14 protein-coding genes are annotated in these 20211 nt (G+C 39.9%); 2 read left to right on the forward strand and 12 right to left on the reverse strand.

Annotated elements, in window-relative coordinates; all coding sequences use genetic code 11:
* Window positions 1–141: 141 nt before the first annotated feature.
* The 4 genes from dnaK to OQ268_RS01245 all read right to left on the reverse strand — a co-directional run bounded on the left by dnaK (window position 142) and on the right by OQ268_RS01245 (window position 4816).
* Window positions 142–2049, reverse strand: coding sequence for a molecular chaperone DnaK (gene dnaK / locus OQ268_RS01230; RefSeq protein WP_265854238.1), 1908 nt, complete (start codon window positions 2047–2049; stop codon window positions 142–144).
* A 309-nt stretch (window positions 2050–2358) separates the two neighbouring features.
* A complete protein-coding gene (gene pth / locus OQ268_RS01235; protein ID WP_265854239.1) occupies window positions 2359–2919 on the reverse strand; it encodes an aminoacyl-tRNA hydrolase in 561 nt (186 codons plus the stop codon).
* 300 nt (window positions 2920–3219) lie between these two features.
* A complete protein-coding gene (locus OQ268_RS01240; RefSeq protein WP_265854240.1) occupies window positions 3220–3804 on the reverse strand; it encodes a 50S ribosomal protein L25/general stress protein Ctc in 585 nt (194 codons plus the stop codon).
* Window positions 3805–3874: 70 nt separating this feature from the next.
* The gene (locus tag OQ268_RS01245) at window positions 3875–4816 is read right to left on the reverse strand and encodes a ribose-phosphate pyrophosphokinase (protein ID WP_322973919.1); all 942 of its coding nucleotides are present in this window, start codon (window positions 4814–4816) and stop codon (window positions 3875–3877) included.
* A gap of 370 nt (window positions 4817–5186) precedes the next feature.
* On the opposite strand from OQ268_RS01245, the gene OQ268_RS01250 reads away from it, so the two are divergent.
* Both OQ268_RS01250 and OQ268_RS01255 read left to right on the forward strand, forming a co-directional pair.
* Window positions 5187–5537: a hypothetical protein gene (locus OQ268_RS01250; protein ID WP_265854241.1), complete on the forward strand. Its 351-nt coding sequence runs from the start codon at window positions 5187–5189 to the stop codon at window positions 5535–5537.
* 286 nt (window positions 5538–5823) lie between these two features.
* Window positions 5824–8871, forward strand: coding sequence for a glycosyltransferase family 117 protein (locus tag OQ268_RS01255; protein WP_265854242.1), 3048 nt, complete (start codon window positions 5824–5826; stop codon window positions 8869–8871).
* A gap of 198 nt (window positions 8872–9069) precedes the next feature.
* On the opposite strand, the gene OQ268_RS01260 is transcribed toward OQ268_RS01255, so the two are convergent.
* From OQ268_RS01260 to OQ268_RS01295, 8 genes are all read right to left on the reverse strand, one after another.
* Window positions 9070–10032, reverse strand: coding sequence for an acetyl-CoA carboxylase carboxyltransferase subunit alpha (locus tag OQ268_RS01260; RefSeq protein ID WP_265854243.1), 963 nt, complete (start codon window positions 10030–10032; stop codon window positions 9070–9072).
* 53 nt (window positions 10033–10085) lie between these two features.
* Window positions 10086–10949 carry an SPFH domain-containing protein gene (locus tag OQ268_RS01265; protein ID WP_265854244.1) on the reverse strand — a complete coding sequence of 288 codons (864 nt, stop codon included), beginning with the start codon at window positions 10947–10949 and terminating at the stop codon, window positions 10086–10088.
* A gap of 5 nt (window positions 10950–10954) precedes the next feature.
* Window positions 10955–11128 carry a hypothetical protein gene (locus OQ268_RS01270; protein WP_265854245.1) on the reverse strand — a complete coding sequence of 58 codons (174 nt, stop codon included), beginning with the start codon at window positions 11126–11128 and terminating at the stop codon, window positions 10955–10957.
* Between the two features lie 325 nt (window positions 11129–11453).
* Window positions 11454–13007, reverse strand: a complete 1554-nt coding sequence (locus tag OQ268_RS01275; RefSeq protein WP_265854246.1) for a S10 family peptidase — start codon at window positions 13005–13007, stop codon at window positions 11454–11456.
* 131 nt (window positions 13008–13138) lie between these two features.
* Window positions 13139–14719 (reverse strand): SusD/RagB family nutrient-binding outer membrane lipoprotein, encoded by a 1581-nt coding sequence (locus OQ268_RS01280; protein WP_265854247.1) that lies wholly within the window; start codon window positions 14717–14719, stop codon window positions 13139–13141.
* A gap of 19 nt (window positions 14720–14738) precedes the next feature.
* Window positions 14739–18014 carry a SusC/RagA family TonB-linked outer membrane protein gene (locus OQ268_RS01285; protein ID WP_265854248.1) on the reverse strand — a complete coding sequence of 1092 codons (3276 nt, stop codon included), beginning with the start codon at window positions 18012–18014 and terminating at the stop codon, window positions 14739–14741.
* Window positions 18015–18203: 189 nt separating this feature from the next.
* Window positions 18204–19262, reverse strand: a complete 1059-nt coding sequence (locus tag OQ268_RS01290) for a FecR family protein (protein WP_265854249.1) — start codon at window positions 19260–19262, stop codon at window positions 18204–18206.
* 330 nt (window positions 19263–19592) lie between these two features.
* Window positions 19593–20147, reverse strand: a complete 555-nt coding sequence (locus OQ268_RS01295) for an RNA polymerase sigma factor (protein ID WP_265854250.1) — start codon at window positions 20145–20147, stop codon at window positions 19593–19595.
* Window positions 20148–20211: the final 64 nt, after the last annotated feature.

Here is a 20211-nt window from a genome sequence, read left to right on the forward strand (position 1 = left end):
TTGCTAAAAATTTGGATTAAGCAACAATCGATTAAAATTGCTTCATGCCTGGCAATAAAAAACTCATAAATCAAAAAAGCGTTCCTGAATTTAATCAGAAACGCTTTCTATATTCATAATCTTTGGTCTTCCGACTAAAAACTATTTTTCTTCTTTTACCTCTTCAAAATCAACATCGGTAACGTTATCGCCACCACCTTGAGGTTGACCATCAGCTTGCGGTTGTTCACCACCTGGTTGTGGCTGGCCGCCATCTTTGTACATTTCCTCAGATGCTGCGTTCCATGCATTTTGCAATTCAGCTTGTGCTGCATCGATATCTGCAAAGTTACGTGAACCGTGTGCGGCTTTCAATTTCTCTAAGCCAGCTTCGATTGGTGCTTTCTTGTCAGCAGACAATTTATCGCCAAACTCTTTCAATTGTTTCTCTGTAGAGAAAATTAAGGCATCAGCACCGTTAATTTTATCAGCTTCTTCCTTTGCTTTAGCATCGTCTGCTGCATTAGCTTCTGCTTCTTCTTTCATTTTCTTAATCTCAGCATCGGTTAAACCTGAAGATGCTTCGATGCGAATTTTCTGCTCTTTACCAGTAGCTTTGTCTTTTGCGCTTACGTGTAAAATACCGTTAGCATCAATATCGAAAGATACTTCTACCTGAGGCACACCACGAGGCGCTGGTGGAATACCATCTAAAATGAAACGACCGATTGTGCGGTTTTGTCCAGCCATTGGGCGCTCACCTTGTAAAATATGAATTTCTACCGAAGGTTGGTTATCAGCCGCAGTTGAGAATGTTTCTGATTTCTTAGTTGGGATAGTTGTGTTAGACTCAATTAATTTAGTCATTACACCACCCATAGTTTCAATACCTAATGATAAAGGGGTAACGTCTAATAACAATACATCTTTCACATCACCAGTTAATACACCACCTTGGATAGCAGCACCAATTGCAACAACCTCATCAGGGTTAACACCCTTACTTGGCTCTTTACCGAAGAAAGCTTTAACAGCATCCTGAATTGCAGGGATACGAGTTGAACCACCTACTAAGATGATTTCGTCGATATCGCTTGTGCTTAAACCAGCATTTTTTAATGCAGATCTACAAGGTTCGATAGTACGTTTGATTAAGCTATCTGCTAATTGCTCGAATTTAGCACGAGACAAGGTACGCACCAAGTGTTTTGGTCCGCTAGCATCAGCAGTAATGTATGGCAAGTTAATTTCTGTAGAAGTTGTGCTTGATAACTCAATTTTCGCTTTCTCAGCAGCTTCTTTTAAACGTTGTAACGCCATTGGATCTTTAGCTAAATCCATACTGTTTTCAGTTTTGAATTCGCTAGTTAACCAATCGATAATAATGTGATCAAAGTCATCACCACCTAAGTGTGTATCACCATCAGTAGATTTTACTTCGAAAACGCCATCACCTAATTCTAAAACAGAAACGTCATGTGTACCACCACCGCAATCAAAAACAACAATTTTCATGTCTTTGTGCGCTTTATCTAATCCATAAGCTAAAGCAGCTGCAGTTGGCTCGTTAATAATACGTTTAACAGATAAACCAGCAATTTCACCAGCTTCTTTAGTCGCCTGACGTTGTGCATCGTTAAAATATGCAGGAACAGTAATAACTGCTTCTGTAACTTCCTGTCCCAAGAAATCTTCGGCAGTTTTCTTCATTTTTTGTAGAATCATTGCAGAAATCTCTTGTGGAGTATACTTTCTGTCGTCTATTTCTACACGTGGCGTGTTGTTATCGCCTTTAATAACTTTATAAGGTACACGACCAGCTTCTTTAGCGCTTTCATCGTAACTGCTACCCATAAAGCGTTTAATCGAATATATCGTTTTTGTTGGGTTGGTTATAGCCTGACGTTTAGCAGGCTCGCCAACCTTACGCTCACCGTTTTCTGCAAAAGCAACAATAGACGGCGTAGTACGTTTACCCTCACTGTTCGCAATAACTACAGGCTCGTTGCCCTCCATTACGCTTACGCAAGAGTTTGTTGTTCCTAAGTCTATTCCAATAATTTTTCCCATTGTATTTTAATTTCTCTTTTTAACAATTATAATTTCTACCTATTAAACAATGCTTGTGCCAATTGGTTTTTGGCAGTTAAACCGCATAAAAGACTGATAAAATGTAAAAAATACGACCAGATATTACTGACAGCATGACAGCATCGCGATTTGGAGATTGCCCAACAACCAAGTAATAGCGTACCTGAAATGCAAAGGCTATTTAGGTTGGCGTATTTAGCCCGCTAGGTGGGTTTAGGAGATTAGGTCTTATCTTAAAACAAGTTTGGAATTCGAAATTTTGCTAAGCCTATTGATAATAGCGGTGTATCATTTATTAAAAGCAGTCATAGTATGTGCAGCCCCAACAGTTACAAAGCTTTTAATAAGGTTGACACTTTTATCGATCAGAGCGGGTAATTCCAATTGTTCCTCTTTATCAAATAAACCTAAAACAAAATCTACTTGTCGGCCTTTGGGGTAATCATTTCCTATACCGAAGCGCAAGCGGGCGTAATTTTGTCCCCCACATACTTCTTCTATACTTTTCAACCCATTATGCCCTGCGCTAGAGCCCTGTAATTTGAGCCTAAGCTTGCCCAGTGGAAGCGCTAAATCATCAACAATAACCAAAACATTTTCTGGCGCAATTTTAAGTTCCTTCATCCAGTAATTAACGGCTTTCCCACTTAAATTCATAAAGGTAGTTGGCTTAATTACATGAAGTTTCTTGCCTTTGTAACTTACTTCTGCATAATAGGCTAACCGGATGTTATCGAAACTTCCATTTAAATCTCTAACTAATTCATCGGCAATATCGAAACCAATATTGTGGCGGGTGTGCGCATAATCAGGACCAATATTGCCTAAGCCTACTATAAGATATTTCATGGATGCAAATTTAAAAAAAAAGGGGGAAGAAAATGAGGTGGTAGATAGTGTAAGTTGAAGTGAAGAGGCGAAAATTTAGGGTTTAAAGTGGAAAGTTAAAAGTGCATCATAAGAGAGACTTCGGAAAGTTAAATTGTGAATTAATAGGGAAGGCGGAAAGCTCAGAATGGAAAGTTGAAACCTTGAAGGAGAATTACTAAATCAAAAAGCTGGACCATGGTACTTTATATTTTTTCAAAAAAAAAAGCGGCGCAAATATTTGCACCGCTTTCAATTAATCGAACGATTTTAAAATCGCGATTATTTTTTACCTTTTGCAGCTTCAGTTTCTGCTTGTTTTAATGCTCTAGACATTGCTACAGAAACGATAGTATCTTCAGGAGTATTTGTAATTGCGTAACCTTCAACTTTTAAGTCGCGTACACGGAACAAACTACCAACTTCTAATTTCTCTAAGCTTACTTCAACGTTTTGTGGCATGTTAGCTGGCAACGCTTTAACACGAAGTTTACGTAATTTCTGGATTAATTTACCCCCCATTTTAACACCTGGAGATGTTCCTGTTAATTTAACCGGAATTTCCATTACGATTTCTTTTTCATCAAATAGTTGAAGGAAATCGATGTGCATTAATACGTCGGTAAGTGGGTGAAATTGTGTGTCTTTAACGATAGCTTTAGTTTTTGCACCGTTAACGTCAATTTCCACAAAATTTACTTCCGGGGTATAAATAACATCTCTTAAATCAGCAATAACTACAGCTAAGTGTTGTTGCTCTTTTCCACCATACAATACCGCCGGAACTTTACCTTCGTAACGAAGTTCCTTGGCATCGCGTTTCCCTACGTTCTCTCTTGGAGAACCGCTAATTGCGATTGTTTTCATTTTATTTATATTTATTTATTAGTAATCGGCATTGAGTATCGGTATTATACCTTTACTTTCTGCCATAGTATTAAACTCTAAATAAGTCGCTTATAGAACCATGCTCATTTACATTGGCAATCGCTCTTGCAAATAAGCTTGCGGTACTTAGCACTTTAATTTTCGAACTTTCCATTTTTAATGGAATAGTATCTGTAACAATTAATTCTGTTAATACAGAATTTTCTACTGTTTCAATTGCCTTGCCAGATAATACGGCGTGCGTACAAACGGCCCTTACACTTGCGGCACCGTTTTCCATGATTAGCGCTGCTGCTTTAGATAAGGTTCCTGCAGTATCGCAAATGTCATCAATCAATACTACATCCTGGCCCGTAACATCTCCAATGATCGACATTGATTCGATTTCATTAGCACGCTTACGGCGTTTATCGCAAATGATCACCTCAGCATTAAAAAACTTGGCAAAGGTACGTGCCCGATAAGAACCGCCCATATCTGGCGATGCAATAGTTAAATTCGGCAGATTTAAGCTTTTGATATAAGGCACAAATATAACAGATCCATCTAAATGGTCTACCGGGATATCAAAGAAACCCTGTATTTGTGCAGCATGCAAATCCATCGTCATGATGCGGTGAATACCTGCAGATTTAAGCAAATTCGCAACCAACTTGGCGCCAATAGCTACACGCGGTTTGTCTTTCCTGTCTTGACGAGCCAACCCATAATAAGGTACAACTGCTGTAATATAATGTGCCGAAGCCCGTTTTGCAGCATCAACCATGAGCAAAAGCTCCATTAAGTTGTCGCTCGGTTGATAAGTAGACTGGATTAAAAAAACATCACACCCACGGATTGATTCGTCGAAAGAAGGCTGGAATTCTCCATCGCTAAATTTATGAATACTAACTTCACCAAGCGGCTTGCCGTAACTTTCAGCAATTTTTAGTGATAATCCTCTAGAACCTGTTCCGGAAAAAAGCTTTACCGGGTTAAACTGCAATGGCATGATCCGTGTGTAGTTTACGGTTTAAAAAAAATCGGATCATGTTATCTTTAAAACATGATCCGACATTAATTTTAGTTGTCCGACCTGGATTCGAACCAAGACAAACGGTACCAAAAACCGTTGTACTACCCTTATACTATCGGACAAGCTTTTCTCGAGGATAAATCCCCGAAAGGGAATGCAAATGTAGGAAGCTTATTTTAATTATGCAAGAGTGATTTTAAAAATTTTTAAATTTCCTTTTGCACTTCCTTTTCTGCATTGCAAAGATAAAAAAATCATCACGTCGCATGCAACATTTTATTCTTTTATCCGACCTTTTGAGACCAGAACGACCTAAACCATTTATTATCAAAGACTAAATTTTTTTATGAATTACGCTAGAATTATCACCACAAGCGGCATATTATGCTTTTTAGTTAAGTTAATTGCTTTTACGCCAACCTTAAATCAATCGCTCAGTTTTTTGGATGGCAGGAAATGTATTGGGTCGGCCTTTGAAATGCCGGTGATAAACCAACCAAATGAACCCTTGGTATCTATGAGTCAAAAACTGTTGTACCTGCTTTCTTTTTGTAGGAATACACCGGAAGTTAAAAGATCTACTTATTATTTCAATCACAAACCATCGAACAATATCTCTGAACAGAATTTCCAGAGATCGATGACTTGCCTGCGCAACTGGAGATGCTTACCGCTACCCTTCAGCAGAAGAAATTAAGCCGAAGTATAGAAACCAGATATAACACTCGCTGTAATCGATTTGCACTATATATAAACAGATCGGCGATCATTTGAGCTATAGAATGCCGTAAATAATCTTAACATTAATAATTAAAACATAAAGAGGTAAGGAATATGATTACAAAAAGAAAAATAACGAATAGGTTGCAAACAGTAGCGTTTTGTTAAATCAATCTAAAAATTTACTCATTTTATCGCCTAGAATAGTTATTTTCGGCAGCATTTTAATGTGAATACCATTTTTAAATATCATTATAAAACCAATGAATTATTCAAAAGTCAATAACATAGCGGGCTGGATCTGCTTTCTAATTGCAACAATAACTTATGTATTAACGTTAGAGCCATCTGCAAGTTTTTGGGATTGCGGCGAATTTATCGCATCTGCATTCCGAATGCAAGTTGTTCACCAACCGGGCGCACCCCTATTTTTGATGATACAGCGCTTCTTCTCTGTTTTTGCGTTAGGTGATATTACAAAAATTGCTTACTGGATGAACGTTGGTTCTGCAGTTTCCAGTGGGGCAACCATCCTCTTTTTATTTTGGACAATTACGGCTTTAGCAAAGAAGACTTTAGTTAAAGTTGGAGAAGAGCTTTCTACGGCTACCCTAATTACCATTATGGGCGCTGGAGCAGTAGGAGCATTAGCTTATACATTTTCGGATAGTTTTTGGTTTTCTGCAGTAGAATCTGAGGTGTATGCACAATCTTCCTTATTTACTGCAATTGTGTTCTGGGCAATTCTGAAATGGGAAGCACATGCCGATGAGCCAAGGGCAGACAGGTGGTTATTATTTATCGCATACATCATGGGGTTATCTATTGGTATTCACCTATTAAACTTATTAACCATACCAGCGCTGGCCTTTATTTATTATTTTAGAAGAACAGAAAAAGCTACAACATCTGGCATCTTCAAAACCTTAATTGTTGGCATTTTAATCCTGGCAGTTATCCAATATGGCATTATCCAATACCTGGTTTCATTTGGTGCTTATTTCGACCTTTTCTTTGTAAATACACTGGGGCTTGGATTTGGAACAGGCGTTTTGTTCTTCGCTATCCTACTTATAGGAGCATTGGTTTGGGGAATTAAATACTCTATCAAACACCAAAAGAAACTGTTGAATTTAGGTTTAATCTCAACTGTACTCATCATTTTTGGTTATGCTTCTTTCTCTATGATCATTATCCGTGCAAAGGCAGATCCGAACCTAAATAACAGTGCCCCGAAAGATGCTTTCTCGTTTTTAAGCTACCTTAACCGTGAGCAATATGGCGATAGACCATTGGGCTATGGCCCCAACTATAACTCTGAGCGGGTTGGAATTAAAGACGACGGCAAAACCATCTGGAGGAAAGGTACAGATAAATACGAACCTGCAGGTACGAAAACCGAATACGAATACAATAACAACACATTATTACCTCGTATGTATAGCGACGATGCGAGACATGCAGCATTTTACAAAGAGTGGATGCATTTAGATGATGCTAAAAACCCCAATGTAGTTGACAATGTTGGTTTCCTATTTAGTTATCAGATTGGCTACATGTATATGCGTTATTTTGGATGGAACTTTATTGGCCGCCAAAATGATGAGCAAGGACAAGGAAGTGGATATGAAGGCGAATGGCTAAGCGGAATTAAAGCTTTCGACTCATGGAAAATAGGCGACCAAACACACCTTCCCCCATCTACTGTTGATAATAAAGCATACAATCGTTTCTTTTTCCTACCTTTTATAATTGGGTTGCTTGGTGCTATCTGGCATTTTCAGCGTAACCAAAAAGATGCAGGAGTAGTTGCGTTATTGTTTTTCTTTACGGGTATTGCCATTGTTTTATATCTAAATCAAAAACCATTAGAACCTCGTGAGCGAGACTATGCATACGTGGGGTCGTTCTACGCTTTTGCCATTTGGATTGGCTTAGGCGTAGTGGCCATTAGAGAATGGGTGCTCAAAAAACTAACACCCACAGCGGGTGCAATTGGCGCTACGGTAATTGGCTTGTTGGTAGCACCAGTAATTATGGCCGAGCAAGGTTGGGATGATCATGATCGTTCTACTAAATTGGTTGCACATGATATTGCATATGATTATTTACAATCTTGCGCCCCAAATGCCATTTTATTTACTTATGGCGATAACGATACCTACCCGCTTTGGTACATTCAGGAGGTAGAAAATGTACGCCCTGATATTAGGATTGTAAATTTAAGCTTATTCGACACAGATTGGTATATCAACGGGCTTAGACAAAAACAGAACGAATCTGAACCGCTTCCAATTACAATGGAGCCTGAGCAATACGTTCAGGGCGAAAGAGATGTAATGCCATATGATGATTATAAAATAAGCGGCAACGTAGAATTAAAAAGCATTGTAGATCTTTTGCTGTCAAATAATGAAAGCGATAAAGTAGCTATGCAAGACGGCACAAAGTCGAACTTTTTACCTACAAAAAACTTTAAAATTACTATTGATCCACAGCAAGTACTTGCAACAGGAACGGTATCAGCCGCTAATGCCGCTAAAATTGCTCCGGAAATGGCTTGGACCTTCAATAAAGGATATGTAACCAAGGGTACTTTAGCCATGCTAGATATTTTGGCACATAACAACTGGAAACGTCCAATTTATTTTGCATCTACAGTACCTTCTGAGCAATACAACGGCTTAGACAAATATTTGTATAGCGAAGGTTTAGCCTTACATTTGATGCCCTTAAAGCCAGATACCACTGCTGCAGACGAAAAAGCAGAGCAATTAAATACTCCAGAATTGTACACTAACGTAATGACGAAGTTTAAGTGGGGCAACATGAAAAATGCTACCTATTTAGACCCACAATCGTCTGATGATACATTTATCTTCACAAATATTTTCAGTAACCTATCTGGAAGTTTAATTAAAGAAGGTAAAAATGCCGAAGCCAAAAAAGTGATAGATAAGTATTACGAAGTAATGCCTCAAAGATTTTTTGGCATTCGTACGGTAGTGGTTAAGTTTTATCTTGCAGAAAACCTCTATAAACTCGGTGAGACGGCAAAGGCAAATGAAATTTTGACGCAATGTGGCGACTATATCAATAAGGAATTAATCTTTTTGAGTGATATCTCGGCATCAAAAGGAGCGCTAACAGGTTCGCAAAATATTCAAACTGGACTGTACTATCTAGATAGGATGATCAGAGCTAGTAAGATAGCCGGGCAAACCAAAGTAGCTTCCCAACTAGAGAAAACGTTTGCTAGCCTGGAAACAAGATTCTCTGGTTACTACACACAACAAGCACCAGGACAATAATACTTTGTTAAATAATTGATAAGCAGTTACATTAATTTGTAACTGCTTTTTTTTAGCTATTAATTTTCAATGTATTTTTAGATAAAGCTAGTCCTAAGCAAATTGGCCAACAGCAGTAACAAAGAAAGCGTAGCGCTACAGGCAAAAAAAAAACCGCTCAACTTGCATTGAACGGGATTAAATATAGTTAGTTAATGATTATTCGTTTACTACACCCATAGCACAGAACTTTTCAATACGTTGCTCAACCATGCTATCGGTTTTCAATTTACCCAATGTATTTAAATCTTTGATGATGTATTCTTTCAAGGTTTTTCCCATCAATTCCGGATCTTGATGTGCACCACCAAGCGGTTCTGGAATAATTCCATCGATCAATTTATTTCCAAACATATCGTCTGACGTTAATTTCAAACAAGCGGCGGCTTTCTCTTTAAAATCCCAGCTTCTCCATAAGATAGAAGAACAAGACTCTGGTGAAATAACCGAATACCAGGTATGTTCTAGCATATAAACTTTGTCGCCTATACCGATACCCAATGCACCTCCAGATGCGCCTTCACCAATAACGATGCAGATAATAGGCACCCTCAGTATAGACATTTCGAGCAAGTTCCTTGCAATTGCCTCTCCTTGTCCGCGTTCTTCTGCTTCCAAACCAGGGTAAGCACCCATGGTATCGATAAAAGTAACAACAGGTTTGTTAAATTTTTCTGCCAAACGCATTAAACGCAAAGCTTTACGGTAGCCTTCTGGGTTGGCCATCCCAAAATTGCGGTGCTGGCGCTCTTTAGTATTTTTGCCTTTCTGGTGGCCAATTACCATTACCGTTTGACCGTTTAGCGTAGCAAAACCGCCAATAATTGCCTTATCATCCTTAACAGTTCTATCGCCATGTAATTCGATAAAGTCATCGCAAACCATGTTTATATAATCAAGCGTTTGCGGACGATCTGGATGGCGGCTCATTTGAACTTTATTCCAGCCAGTAAGGTTTTTATATAAGTTATTGGTGGTTTCATCTAATTTACCATCAAGCTCATCTAACGTAGCAGACATATCTACCTTTGTTTTTTCAGCTACTTGCTTAACCTTTTCTATCTGCTGAACCAAATCGGCAATAGGTTTCTCAAAATCGAATGATGTTTTTATTTGCTGCATAATTGAACCACAAAAATAAGTAATTATTTTTAGTTTGCAGGCAACACTTTTATTTACTTTATAGGCAGCATAAAGCTAGAGTTGCCTCCGGCCTGGGTTGTAGGCAATTTACCATCCCACCGTTGTATCCATTGTTGCTGCACCAAAAGTGGCGTAAGCGATTGCTGCCGCAGCCTATTGGCTTCAGATTCTGCCTTTGCCCGAACCAACAATGCCTGTGCCTCGCCGGTAGCAGTTGCAACTTTTACTTTCGCCTCTGCATCGGCTTGTTTCGCTTGGTTTTCTGCTTTCAACCTGGCCTGGATAGAGGCATTTTTCTCATCAATCATTTGCCTTAGGCTTTCGGGGGGCGTAATTGCCGAAGTAAGCTGATCGTAAACAAAACCGTCTTTACTTAAATTTTTGGTCAAAATCATTTGTATTCTATCTTCGAAACGTTCGCGGTTGCTCATCACAGAATCAGAACTGAAAGAGTTGGCCACAATCCGGTATGCATCATAAATGGTATTACGCATAAACTGTTGCTCTATTTCTGCCAGGGGCTTGCGGTATTGCCTGTAAATTTGGGGCACCATTGTAGCGTTTACATGGTAATTTAATTTCGGGTCTACTTTAAATTCCGCAGCATCTTTGGTGGTTACCACAAAAGGTTCATAGTCTACAGATTGGGTAAAAGTAGGAAATTCGACAATTTTAGTTGTCCAGGTGTTATACCAAACCCTACCCGTAACAATGGTAATGTTATCTACACCCCTATCGGTACCATACAGGTTAATTTTTATGCCCACATTACCGGCATCAATATTTTCGTAAGTAAATGGCTGTATGGCATAAATAATAATTAATACAACCAGGCCGGCAAATAACTTCAGCAGCTTTTTATACCATAATTTTTTAGAGGCGTCTTGAAATTCCATGAGTGTTAATTTTTATTGAATAAACTTTTAAGTGGAAGGTAAACCACAACCAAACCTAAAACAACCTCGGCCACACCAATCCAAACCTTAAGGTTGGCCGGCTGGTTGATGTTGTCTACGCCAAAGCTAATCAGCACGATTGCCGCAATAACGGCAATTAGAAGGAGAGCGATTTTCATTTTTGCAGTGTTGGTACTGAAAGATAGAGATTTATAGCTAAAATGCAAAAACAATTTCAATAGGTTTTTGAAAAGCAATTGCAGAAGCAGTATGGTCCCGAAAGCCCCGCCCCCGTTTCTGCCCCCGAAGAAAAATCGGGGGGCATCTCACTAAGGTCGGGTTTAGAGTACGCAGGGCATTTTTGCTATTGGCGTTGTCTGTGCCACCGCCTTAAGTGTTATAGCCCTGATTGGAGCGGTATCCCCCAATTTCTTAATTGGGGATTTAGCGTAAAGCAGGAGGAACGATAAGTGTTGCACTGCCATTGCGCTTCAAAAAAATTTGTTAAAACTTGGCCGATTCCCCTGCTTTCGGCAGCGCTTTCTGAATAAAATCGCGAATGTGGTTATTGGCATTTTTTAAATCTTCTTTACGGAGGTACATCATGTGCCCGCTTCGGTAACCTTCCCAGGTCATTCTATCTTGCAATTTGCCAGCAGCATCTAGTTGCCACATATTGTATTTCGCATTAAAGTAGTCGCATGCGCCATCGTAATACCCAGATTGCACCAATAAATGCAGGAAAGGGTTTTGCGCCATAGCCTGGCGAAGGTTGTCGCCCGTTTGATCGCCAGTTTTATCCCAGGGATACACCGAGCCGAACATATTGTATTTTAAATCTGTTTTGTAATTAAGCTCGTTGCGGATGTAAATATTAATTGCAGGTGTAAAAGAGTGCAGCCAGGAAGTTAATTCTGCATTGTAATCTGGCCCTTCGCCGGCACTCATCTTATCGATGCCGCGGTAGCGAGAATCTAACCTGCCTACGGTAAAGCCTTTGTCTCTCATTAATTCTTTCCAGAAAAAATCTGTTGGAACGTTTAAGTTATAGTCTAAAATCACCTTTTCTGAAAGGCCCGAGTAACGAGACATTTTCGCCGCAATCGCTTTCTTTTTATCTTCAGGTAACATTCCACCCTGCGAAATTGCAGGAATGAGTTCGTTTATGGTAAAATTTTCTACCTCGGGCAACATGGCCGTTAAATCTTTAGCCTGTAAATCGGTAGGCAACACTTTGTGGTACCAGGCGGTTGCTGCAAAATACGGCAGGCGTAAAGCAGCATCTACTGGCCCTGCCCGATCGATACCCAGCTCAGTAGGCGACACCAGCACCACGCCGTTTAAATACATCCATTGGTTATTTTGAAGTTCTAAGGCCAAACCCGAAACACGTGTGGTGCCATAGCTCTCGCCAATTAAGAATTTTGGCGATGCCCAACGGTTGTTGCGGGTAACGAAGGTATTGATCCACTCGGCCAGGTATTTAATATCTGCCCTAACCCCAAAGAACTTTTCTTTAGGAATATCTTTGCTTACCGCCCTGGAATAACCGGTATTTACCGGATCTACGTACACGATATCGGCTACATCCAAAATAGAATAGGGATTTTCTTTGTAACCATAGGGCTGCACAGGATAACCTTCATCATCGATATTTAAAACAACCGGACCGGTGTAGGCAATGTGCATCCACACCGAGGCAGAGCCTGGGCCACCATTAAAGGAAATAACCAAGGGCCTTTTATCGCGGTTAGCAACATCGCTCCGCTCGTAATAGGTGTAAAATAACCCCGCAATGGCTTTGCCTTCATCATCCCAAACTGGCAAAGTACCCGTTGTGGCTTTATAGGCAATGGCTTTACCATTAATGTTTACCGAATGACTGGTAACTACACTGCTTTCTACCTTAATTACCCTTTCGTTAGTTGAAGATTTGGCATCTTCCTTTACGACTTGGCTGGTACTATTTTCTTTTGATTTATTGTTATTTGCACTTTGCTGTGCTTGCGCTAACATACCTGTACATAATAAAGCGCTGAGTATGGTTTTAAATTTCATCAAATTTTGTTTGGTTTATAAATATCATGCTAAACTATGGTTTATCAAACACCGCATTATAATTGTTACGCATAAAAAAGCCGATAGCAAAGTTATCGCTATCGGCCAAATCATCGGGATCTAATGTCGTTTTATTTGTCCCACCAAACTCTACCTGTGAGTTTATCGCCACCAGGAACTGCAGCAGCTGCCGTTTTGTAGTTCGCGGCGTTTGATACCCCTTCTGCGAGCGGGTAAGGAAAGCGACGTGGAATAACCCCACCAGTACTAGTGTTTGGATAAACCACCGGTACAAGTGCTGGCACAGCTGTTCTTCTCCAGTTAGACCACGCTTCATAAAAATCGAGCATAGTAATAGTATGGGCCCAATATTGCATTGCAATCATCTCTAGGCCATTTGTAGCCACATAAGGATGGGCTGCAAGGTAATTTGCCGCATCTGTTGCATTAATAGCCATTGCGGCATCATATTGCGAAAGGAATGTCATTGCCGCTGTTACACCTGCGTTGTAATGCGTTACTGCAGACCCACCAATATTATATCTTTGCGCTGCCTCTGCCCATAATAATTCTGTTTCGGCATAGGTTAAAATGAAAGTGTTTCCATCTCGCTTTAACATACCAGGGTTTGGTGATGAATAATCTGTAAAATCGGTGTAAGAAGGGTCTTGACGAACATCTCTACCCGCGATACCACTTAAATCTTTTCCATTAGGCATTCCTTTTTGTACCGAGGCCGTTGTAATGTAAGCTGGGTTTTGCGCTTTGGTAACATCGGTTAAGTAAAGTTTAGTAACTGCAACCTTGCTCAATCGTGGATCGTTATTGCTTTTTAAATAATTGATGAAAGTGCTGCTCCACCTGGTGTAATAATTTTCCTGTCCACCATCACCCAGTAAAACCTGTGCATTTCTATTTTGTGTAACACGGCCGCCGTTGTTATCGTGCCTAAACATTGCATTGTCCGCATCGCTTAACATGGTTTTGCCTACAGCTTTGGTAATGTAAGTTTGCGCTAATGCACCATCGGCTTTCGTTAATCTCATCGCCATACGCAACATCAAGCTATTTCCAAACCGTTTCCATTTGGCAACATCGCCGCCAAAAACCAAATCGCCAATTACCGCATCGCCACCGGCAGTTAAGGCAGTGCTAGCCTCATCTACTTCTTTCAACAAATCAACATAAATGGCTTGTTGTGCATCGTATTTAGGATAAAGGTTTGCGGTGTAATATCCTTTTCCAGCATCAAAGTAAGGGATGTCGCCATATAAATCAGTTAAACGTTCAAACATCAACGCTTTCCAAATTCGGCCCATTTGATGAACATTGTTATACTGAGGTTTGTCTTTCGTGAATTCTACTAAATCGGCAGCATATTTTATCTGATCGGGATAAGCCTTCTCCCAATATGCCGCAGTGTAACCCTCATTGAGCATATATTTATCTCCGGCCCAATAACCAATTACTGATGACATGCCCTGCATCATGGTAGCGGCATAAATTAAATTGCCACGCCAGGTTTCGTAGGCAAAATCGACGCTCCCGGTGTATGTTAGTTGCGCTGTGGATAACAGGTAGTTCGGATTGTACTGTTCCTGACCAACAGATACAGGATCGGTATTGATTTTTTCGAATTCTTTTGTGCAGCTTGTTATTAGTGTTAAGCCAGATAAAAGAAGAGGCACATATAATTTTATGATCGTTTTCATTTTCAATTCGTTTAAAGGATTATAACTTAACACTTAAATTTAAACCATACGTACGCACTGGTGGTACGCCACCCAATTCGATACCTGGAATAGTGGCATTATAACTCGATTCTGGATCGATGTTATCTGTTTTCTTCATCAGGATGAATAAATTACGTCCGACAAAACTGACATTTAAGCCTTTAATTCTGTTGTTAAACATTTTAACAGGAAAGTTATAACCTAATATAAATTGCCTGAATTTTATGAAGCTGGCATCTTGTACAAATTGCTTAGATACGTTATTGGCGAAAGTACTGTAGTAGTTAGCAGCACCAATACCCAAAGCATCGCGATTTTCGAGCGTTGCTTGGTGTAAGCCGAAAATGTAACCATAATAATCGGTTGCGGCGAAGATTTTTCCACCCCATTTACCATCAATTAAGAAAGATAGATTTACCCCTTTAAAGGTAAACTCGTTATTCCAGCCGGCAAACCATTTATTGTATGATGAGCCATAAGGCTTAAGTTCGCCGCGTTGTGGCACCCCATTGGTATCTTTAACTATGTTCCCGCTGGCATCGTACTGGTAATCGTATGCCATAACTTGACCTATAGGCAGGCCAACTAAGTTTTGCAAGAAACCTACGTTACTTCTAGATGTAGCCAAAAGCTGTGAAGCCGTACCCGGCGCCAGCGTAATTACCTTATTATCGTTATATGAACCGTTGATTGTAGAAGTCCAGCTGAAATTTTCGTTTTTTAAGATGTTACCAGAAATCAAAGCCTCTACACCCCTATTCCTAAGTTCGCCAATGTTTAATACAGCACCATTGTAACCAGTAGTGGTTGATGTTGGAACAGCTAAAATCTCGTCGGTAGACTTTTTACTATACCAGGTTAAATCGAGGTTCAAGCGGTCGCCAAAGAAACGCATTTCCGTACCAATCTCCAATTCTGTGGCTTTTGATGCCCTAAGGGAGGCATTAGGAATTGAACCGTTTACGATATTTCCGAGTGGGCTGCCATTAACGGTTTCGCTTCTTAAGTTATAGTACAGCTGGGTTAAAAATGGATCGGTTGCATCGCCAACCACAGCGTAACCTGCCCTTAGCTTACCAAAGCTCAAAAACGATGGTTTCCAAAGTTCTGAAAATACAAATGATCCACTTACTGATGGGTAAATTACGTTAAGCTTATTGTCTTTTCCAGGAGTAGCCAAGGTAGAAAACCAATCGCTACGAGCGCTACCTGTTAGGTAAAGTACATCTTTATAGGTTAACTCTAAAGTTCCGTAAACAGATTGTGTCTCCTGATCGCTTTTTATTACCGAAACTGATTTCCCCCCGGTGTTCGATAATGTATAGATGCCAAACAATTGAAAAGATGAGCCCCCATTATTGGTTGATTCGCTTTTGGTACGGCGGAAACTAGCGCCAATATTTGGCGTTATGGAAAAATCATCTACTTTAAAAGATTTACCAATTAACGCATCGGCATTGATATCTGAAAATTTACTAATTTGTTCTGTGTAGCCACCATCTGCATCATAAGCAGTACCAGATGGCGTTACCGCAATGTAACTATCGTTGTAGGCATCTCTACCTGTTCTCGCCTGTAAGAAAAGACCATTATCGAAAGTGTATTTTGCACTTATGGAACTTAACAAACGATCTCTTTTAGTATCGTGGATAAAATCATTCGCTGCAAACCACGGATTAGTTGCATAAGGGTTGCCTGTGTTGTAAGAAAGCTCATTTCCATCGGCCTTTTTCCCTGGTTGTAAAGTAGCAATGTTAACGCTTGTCGGCAAAAAAGCGGCATTATAGTTTGCGTTACCAGCACCATCTGAAAGCATTGGGCGGTTATTGGCTTGTTCTAGAATGTAATTTACCCGTGCATCAATCACCAGATTTTTAATAGGGTCGAAAGTGCTTGATAAGGTAAAGTTTTGCCTGTTTAAGCCAGAATTGGGCACTACCGAACGATTAGTTAAATCGCTTGCGGATAGTCGGATCACCCCTCCTGTAAAAGACTTGTTGAGGGCCAGCGTGTTGGTCCAGCTTCCACCAGTCCTATAAAAATCTTCGATATTGTCTTTCTGTGCAGAATAGGGTCTACTTACGCCATCAAATTGGATCACGTTTGAACCGTCTAAACGGGCACCCCAGCTAGAACTACCGGTAGATGCTGCTTCTAATTGAGTAACCGGTTTCTGTCCGTTTACGCCCTGACCATAAATGTATTGCCAATTCGTTCTGTCCATAACCTGCTCGGCTACGTAGTTGCTACTGAATTCTATGCTATTGCCTTTACCGCTTTTTGTAGTGATGAGAATTACTCCTGCTTTGGCCCTATTTCCATACAACGCAGATGCGGCAGCGCCTTTCAATACCGAAATGCTTTCGATATCATCTGGATTAAGGTTGCTGATGGCATCGCCCAAATCTGGGGCATTATCATACTGCCCACCATTGTTGCCGATGCCCGCGTTGCTACCAAAACCAATTGGTGCACTTTCCATTGGAATTCCGTTTACGACATATAAGGGTTGACTTGAAGAACCTAGACTAGAAACACCACGAATGGTTACGTTAGTTGCTGCACCAGCACCTCCAGAAGTACTGGCGATGTCTAAACCAGCTACCTTACCTACCAACGAATTGGTGATATTGTTCTCACGAGCCTGGGTCAATGTCTCGCCTGCCACTTGCGTAACCGAGTAACCAAGTGCTCTACGCTCTTTCTTTATTCCTAGTGCAGTAACTACAACATCGGTAAGTTGTTTTGTATCTTCTGATAGTACAATGGCTATTGTGGTTTGGGCACCGATAGCAATCTCTTTGGTTTGGAAACCTGCATACGAAACCACAAGCGTTGCATTTTCTGGAGCATTTAACGAAAACTTACCATTAATATCTGTTGATGTGCCTATACCTGTTCCTTTTACGCGTACACTTGCCCCCGGCAATGCACCACCTAATCCATCTTTAACCGTTCCGCTAATAGGCACTTCTTTATTCCTACTAATTACTATCAAACCCCCATCAGATATAGAAAACTTAAGGTTGGTTTTACTTAAAATGGCAGCTAATACATCACTTACTAATGTATTGGTTACGGTGATGCTCACATCTCTGTTTACAGGAACATAAGCTGAACTGTAAACGAAATGGTAGCTGCTCTGCTGCTCAATAATTTGTAATACCTTACCCAGTTTTGCTTTCTTAACATCGAGCGATATTTTCTCTTGAGAAAAAACCGATGCAGAAACATTGAGGCAAGTAATGAAAACCATAATACAGGCTAGTTTCATTATCAAAATGAATTTTAAAAGCGCCCGGTATTTCGGGTGCCCTTGCAGTAAGTAATAATAAATCATATTTTTGTTTTTTTTGGTTGCATAATTCTTGGCAGCAATCTGTTTGCGCATAAGCTGCCATTAGTTAATCAAAGAAGAAATACATTAAGGGCGGTGCGCCAACACCGTCCTTTTTTAAATTCCTTATTTGGAAATGATTACCGTTTTTCCTTTTATTTCATATTTAAAGTTTTCTGCTTTCTGTAATGCCGATAATGCTTGTTCTAGGGTTTCGTTGCTGAATGTTGCCGTAAATCGATATTTTTCTATCTCTGGATGAGCAAATTTAATTTCGACATTATACCACTTCTCTAGTACGGCCTTTACCTGGTCAAAGTCTTGATCGTAAATTTCAATATGATTTTGTGTCCAGGCCGTTTCCACGATGGTAGTATCTTTTATTAAAGTATAATGATTGATAACTACCTCTGGGTGAGCGACAACAGGTTTGCTTAGTTTTGTTGTGGGTTGTGTAGGTAAGTTTTTATAAAAGGTTACCTTCTGGCTTGGCTTCAAGGTAATTGTACCGCCACTTCCATTTACGGCCTCCATAGTTATAGAACCGCGGATTAGGGTAGCTTCGGAAGTGATTTCATCGGGATAGGCTTTAACATTAAATGCAGTGCCTAAAACATTTATGTTGAAATCGGCAGTATGCACCATGAAAGGTTTGCTTTGATCATGAGCTACATCAAAAAACGCTTCGCCAACCAACACTACTTCTCTTTTTTCGTCATTGAAACCTTTGCCAATGGTAATTGAGCTTTTTGCATTCAGCAATACCGAAGTCCCATCACATAACTCAATTTTTTTCCGCTCTCCACTTTTCGTCACAAAAACTGTTGATGTTTCGAGGGTGCCAGGTTGTTTTGGATTGTTTATTTTGAGATAAACCAATCCGGCTCCCACTAAAATGATGAATACTGCAGCAATCTTCAGCCATAAAAATCGGTTTAGTTTAACAACCTTACTCTCGCCAAATGTATCCCTGAAATGCTCCACTTGCGTATTTAACTGCCGCTTATTTCCACTTAGTATTATAAATAATCGTTTTGCCTCTTTAATTACTTCTGCCTGCTCTGGGTGTGCTGAAATATATTTTTCCCAATATCCAATGCATAATTGATCTGTTCCAGCACAATACTGCTGAAAGGTACTATCAACAAGAAAATCTTCTGCATTAAATTTACTTCTATCAACCATTCTTATTCACCTTTTATATATCAGTGCCCAAAAGCTTTACTTTTTCCTAAAGAAATCTTAACTTTTTTTTAATGGTGAAAATTTGTGGGTAAATAAGCAGGTTGTTTGGCCTGAAATCTTTCGGTTGCAATTGAGATGATGAATACACTCACACCCGTCACTTCAAGCAAAGCCGAGAAATCTGTGAATCAAGGATAGCCAGCTAAAAAGATTCTGCACGCCAATGTGTTCCAGTTTTAACAACAGGAGAAAAGTTGCGCTTAAATCGAGATAATGAATTAATGATGCTTCGCAATAATCTTATCCATTCATTGGAGAGAAACCATTTAATTAGGCATTAAATTCTTTCCTTAAAATCTTTAGTGCATCGTAAATGGTATTGTAAGCCGTTTTTATAGTCTGGTTTGTCTGCTCGGCAATTTGTTCGTAGCTAAACCCATCGAAAAATTTTAAATGAATTAACTGTTTTTGCCGGAAGGTAAGTTTTTCCAATGCATGTTTAAGTTGGCTTTTAACCAATTCATCACTCTGCACTTTAACAATAAATTCTTCATAGCTCATCTCCATCCAATCGCCGTCTGCACCAGCATTGGCCAACGCATCGCTAACCTTGCGCTTCCGCTCTAAAATCCGGAGCAATTTACGTTTAAGGAATGTTCGGAGGTAAGCTTCAACATTATCGACACGGGAAAGAGTTTGGTGTTTTTCCCAGATTGTGGTAAACACCAAGTCGGTAGCTTCGCCAGCTGTATCAGCATCTGCGCATACACGAATGCCAAAGTTGACCAAGGGGTAATATAGATTTTTGTAAAGGTCGAAAAAGGCATCTTTATCGCCAGATCGCAGTCGTTCCCAAAGTAGATGATGCGCCAGTTTATCGTTCATTTAAGATGCCAGGTTAATGAAACAATATTAGCTAAAAACAATTAGAAAGCAACGAAAAACCACA

The organism is Pedobacter sandarakinus, from assembly GCF_026240095.1.
Taxonomy (GTDB): domain Bacteria; phylum Bacteroidota; class Bacteroidia; order Sphingobacteriales; family Sphingobacteriaceae; genus Pedobacter; species Pedobacter sandarakinus.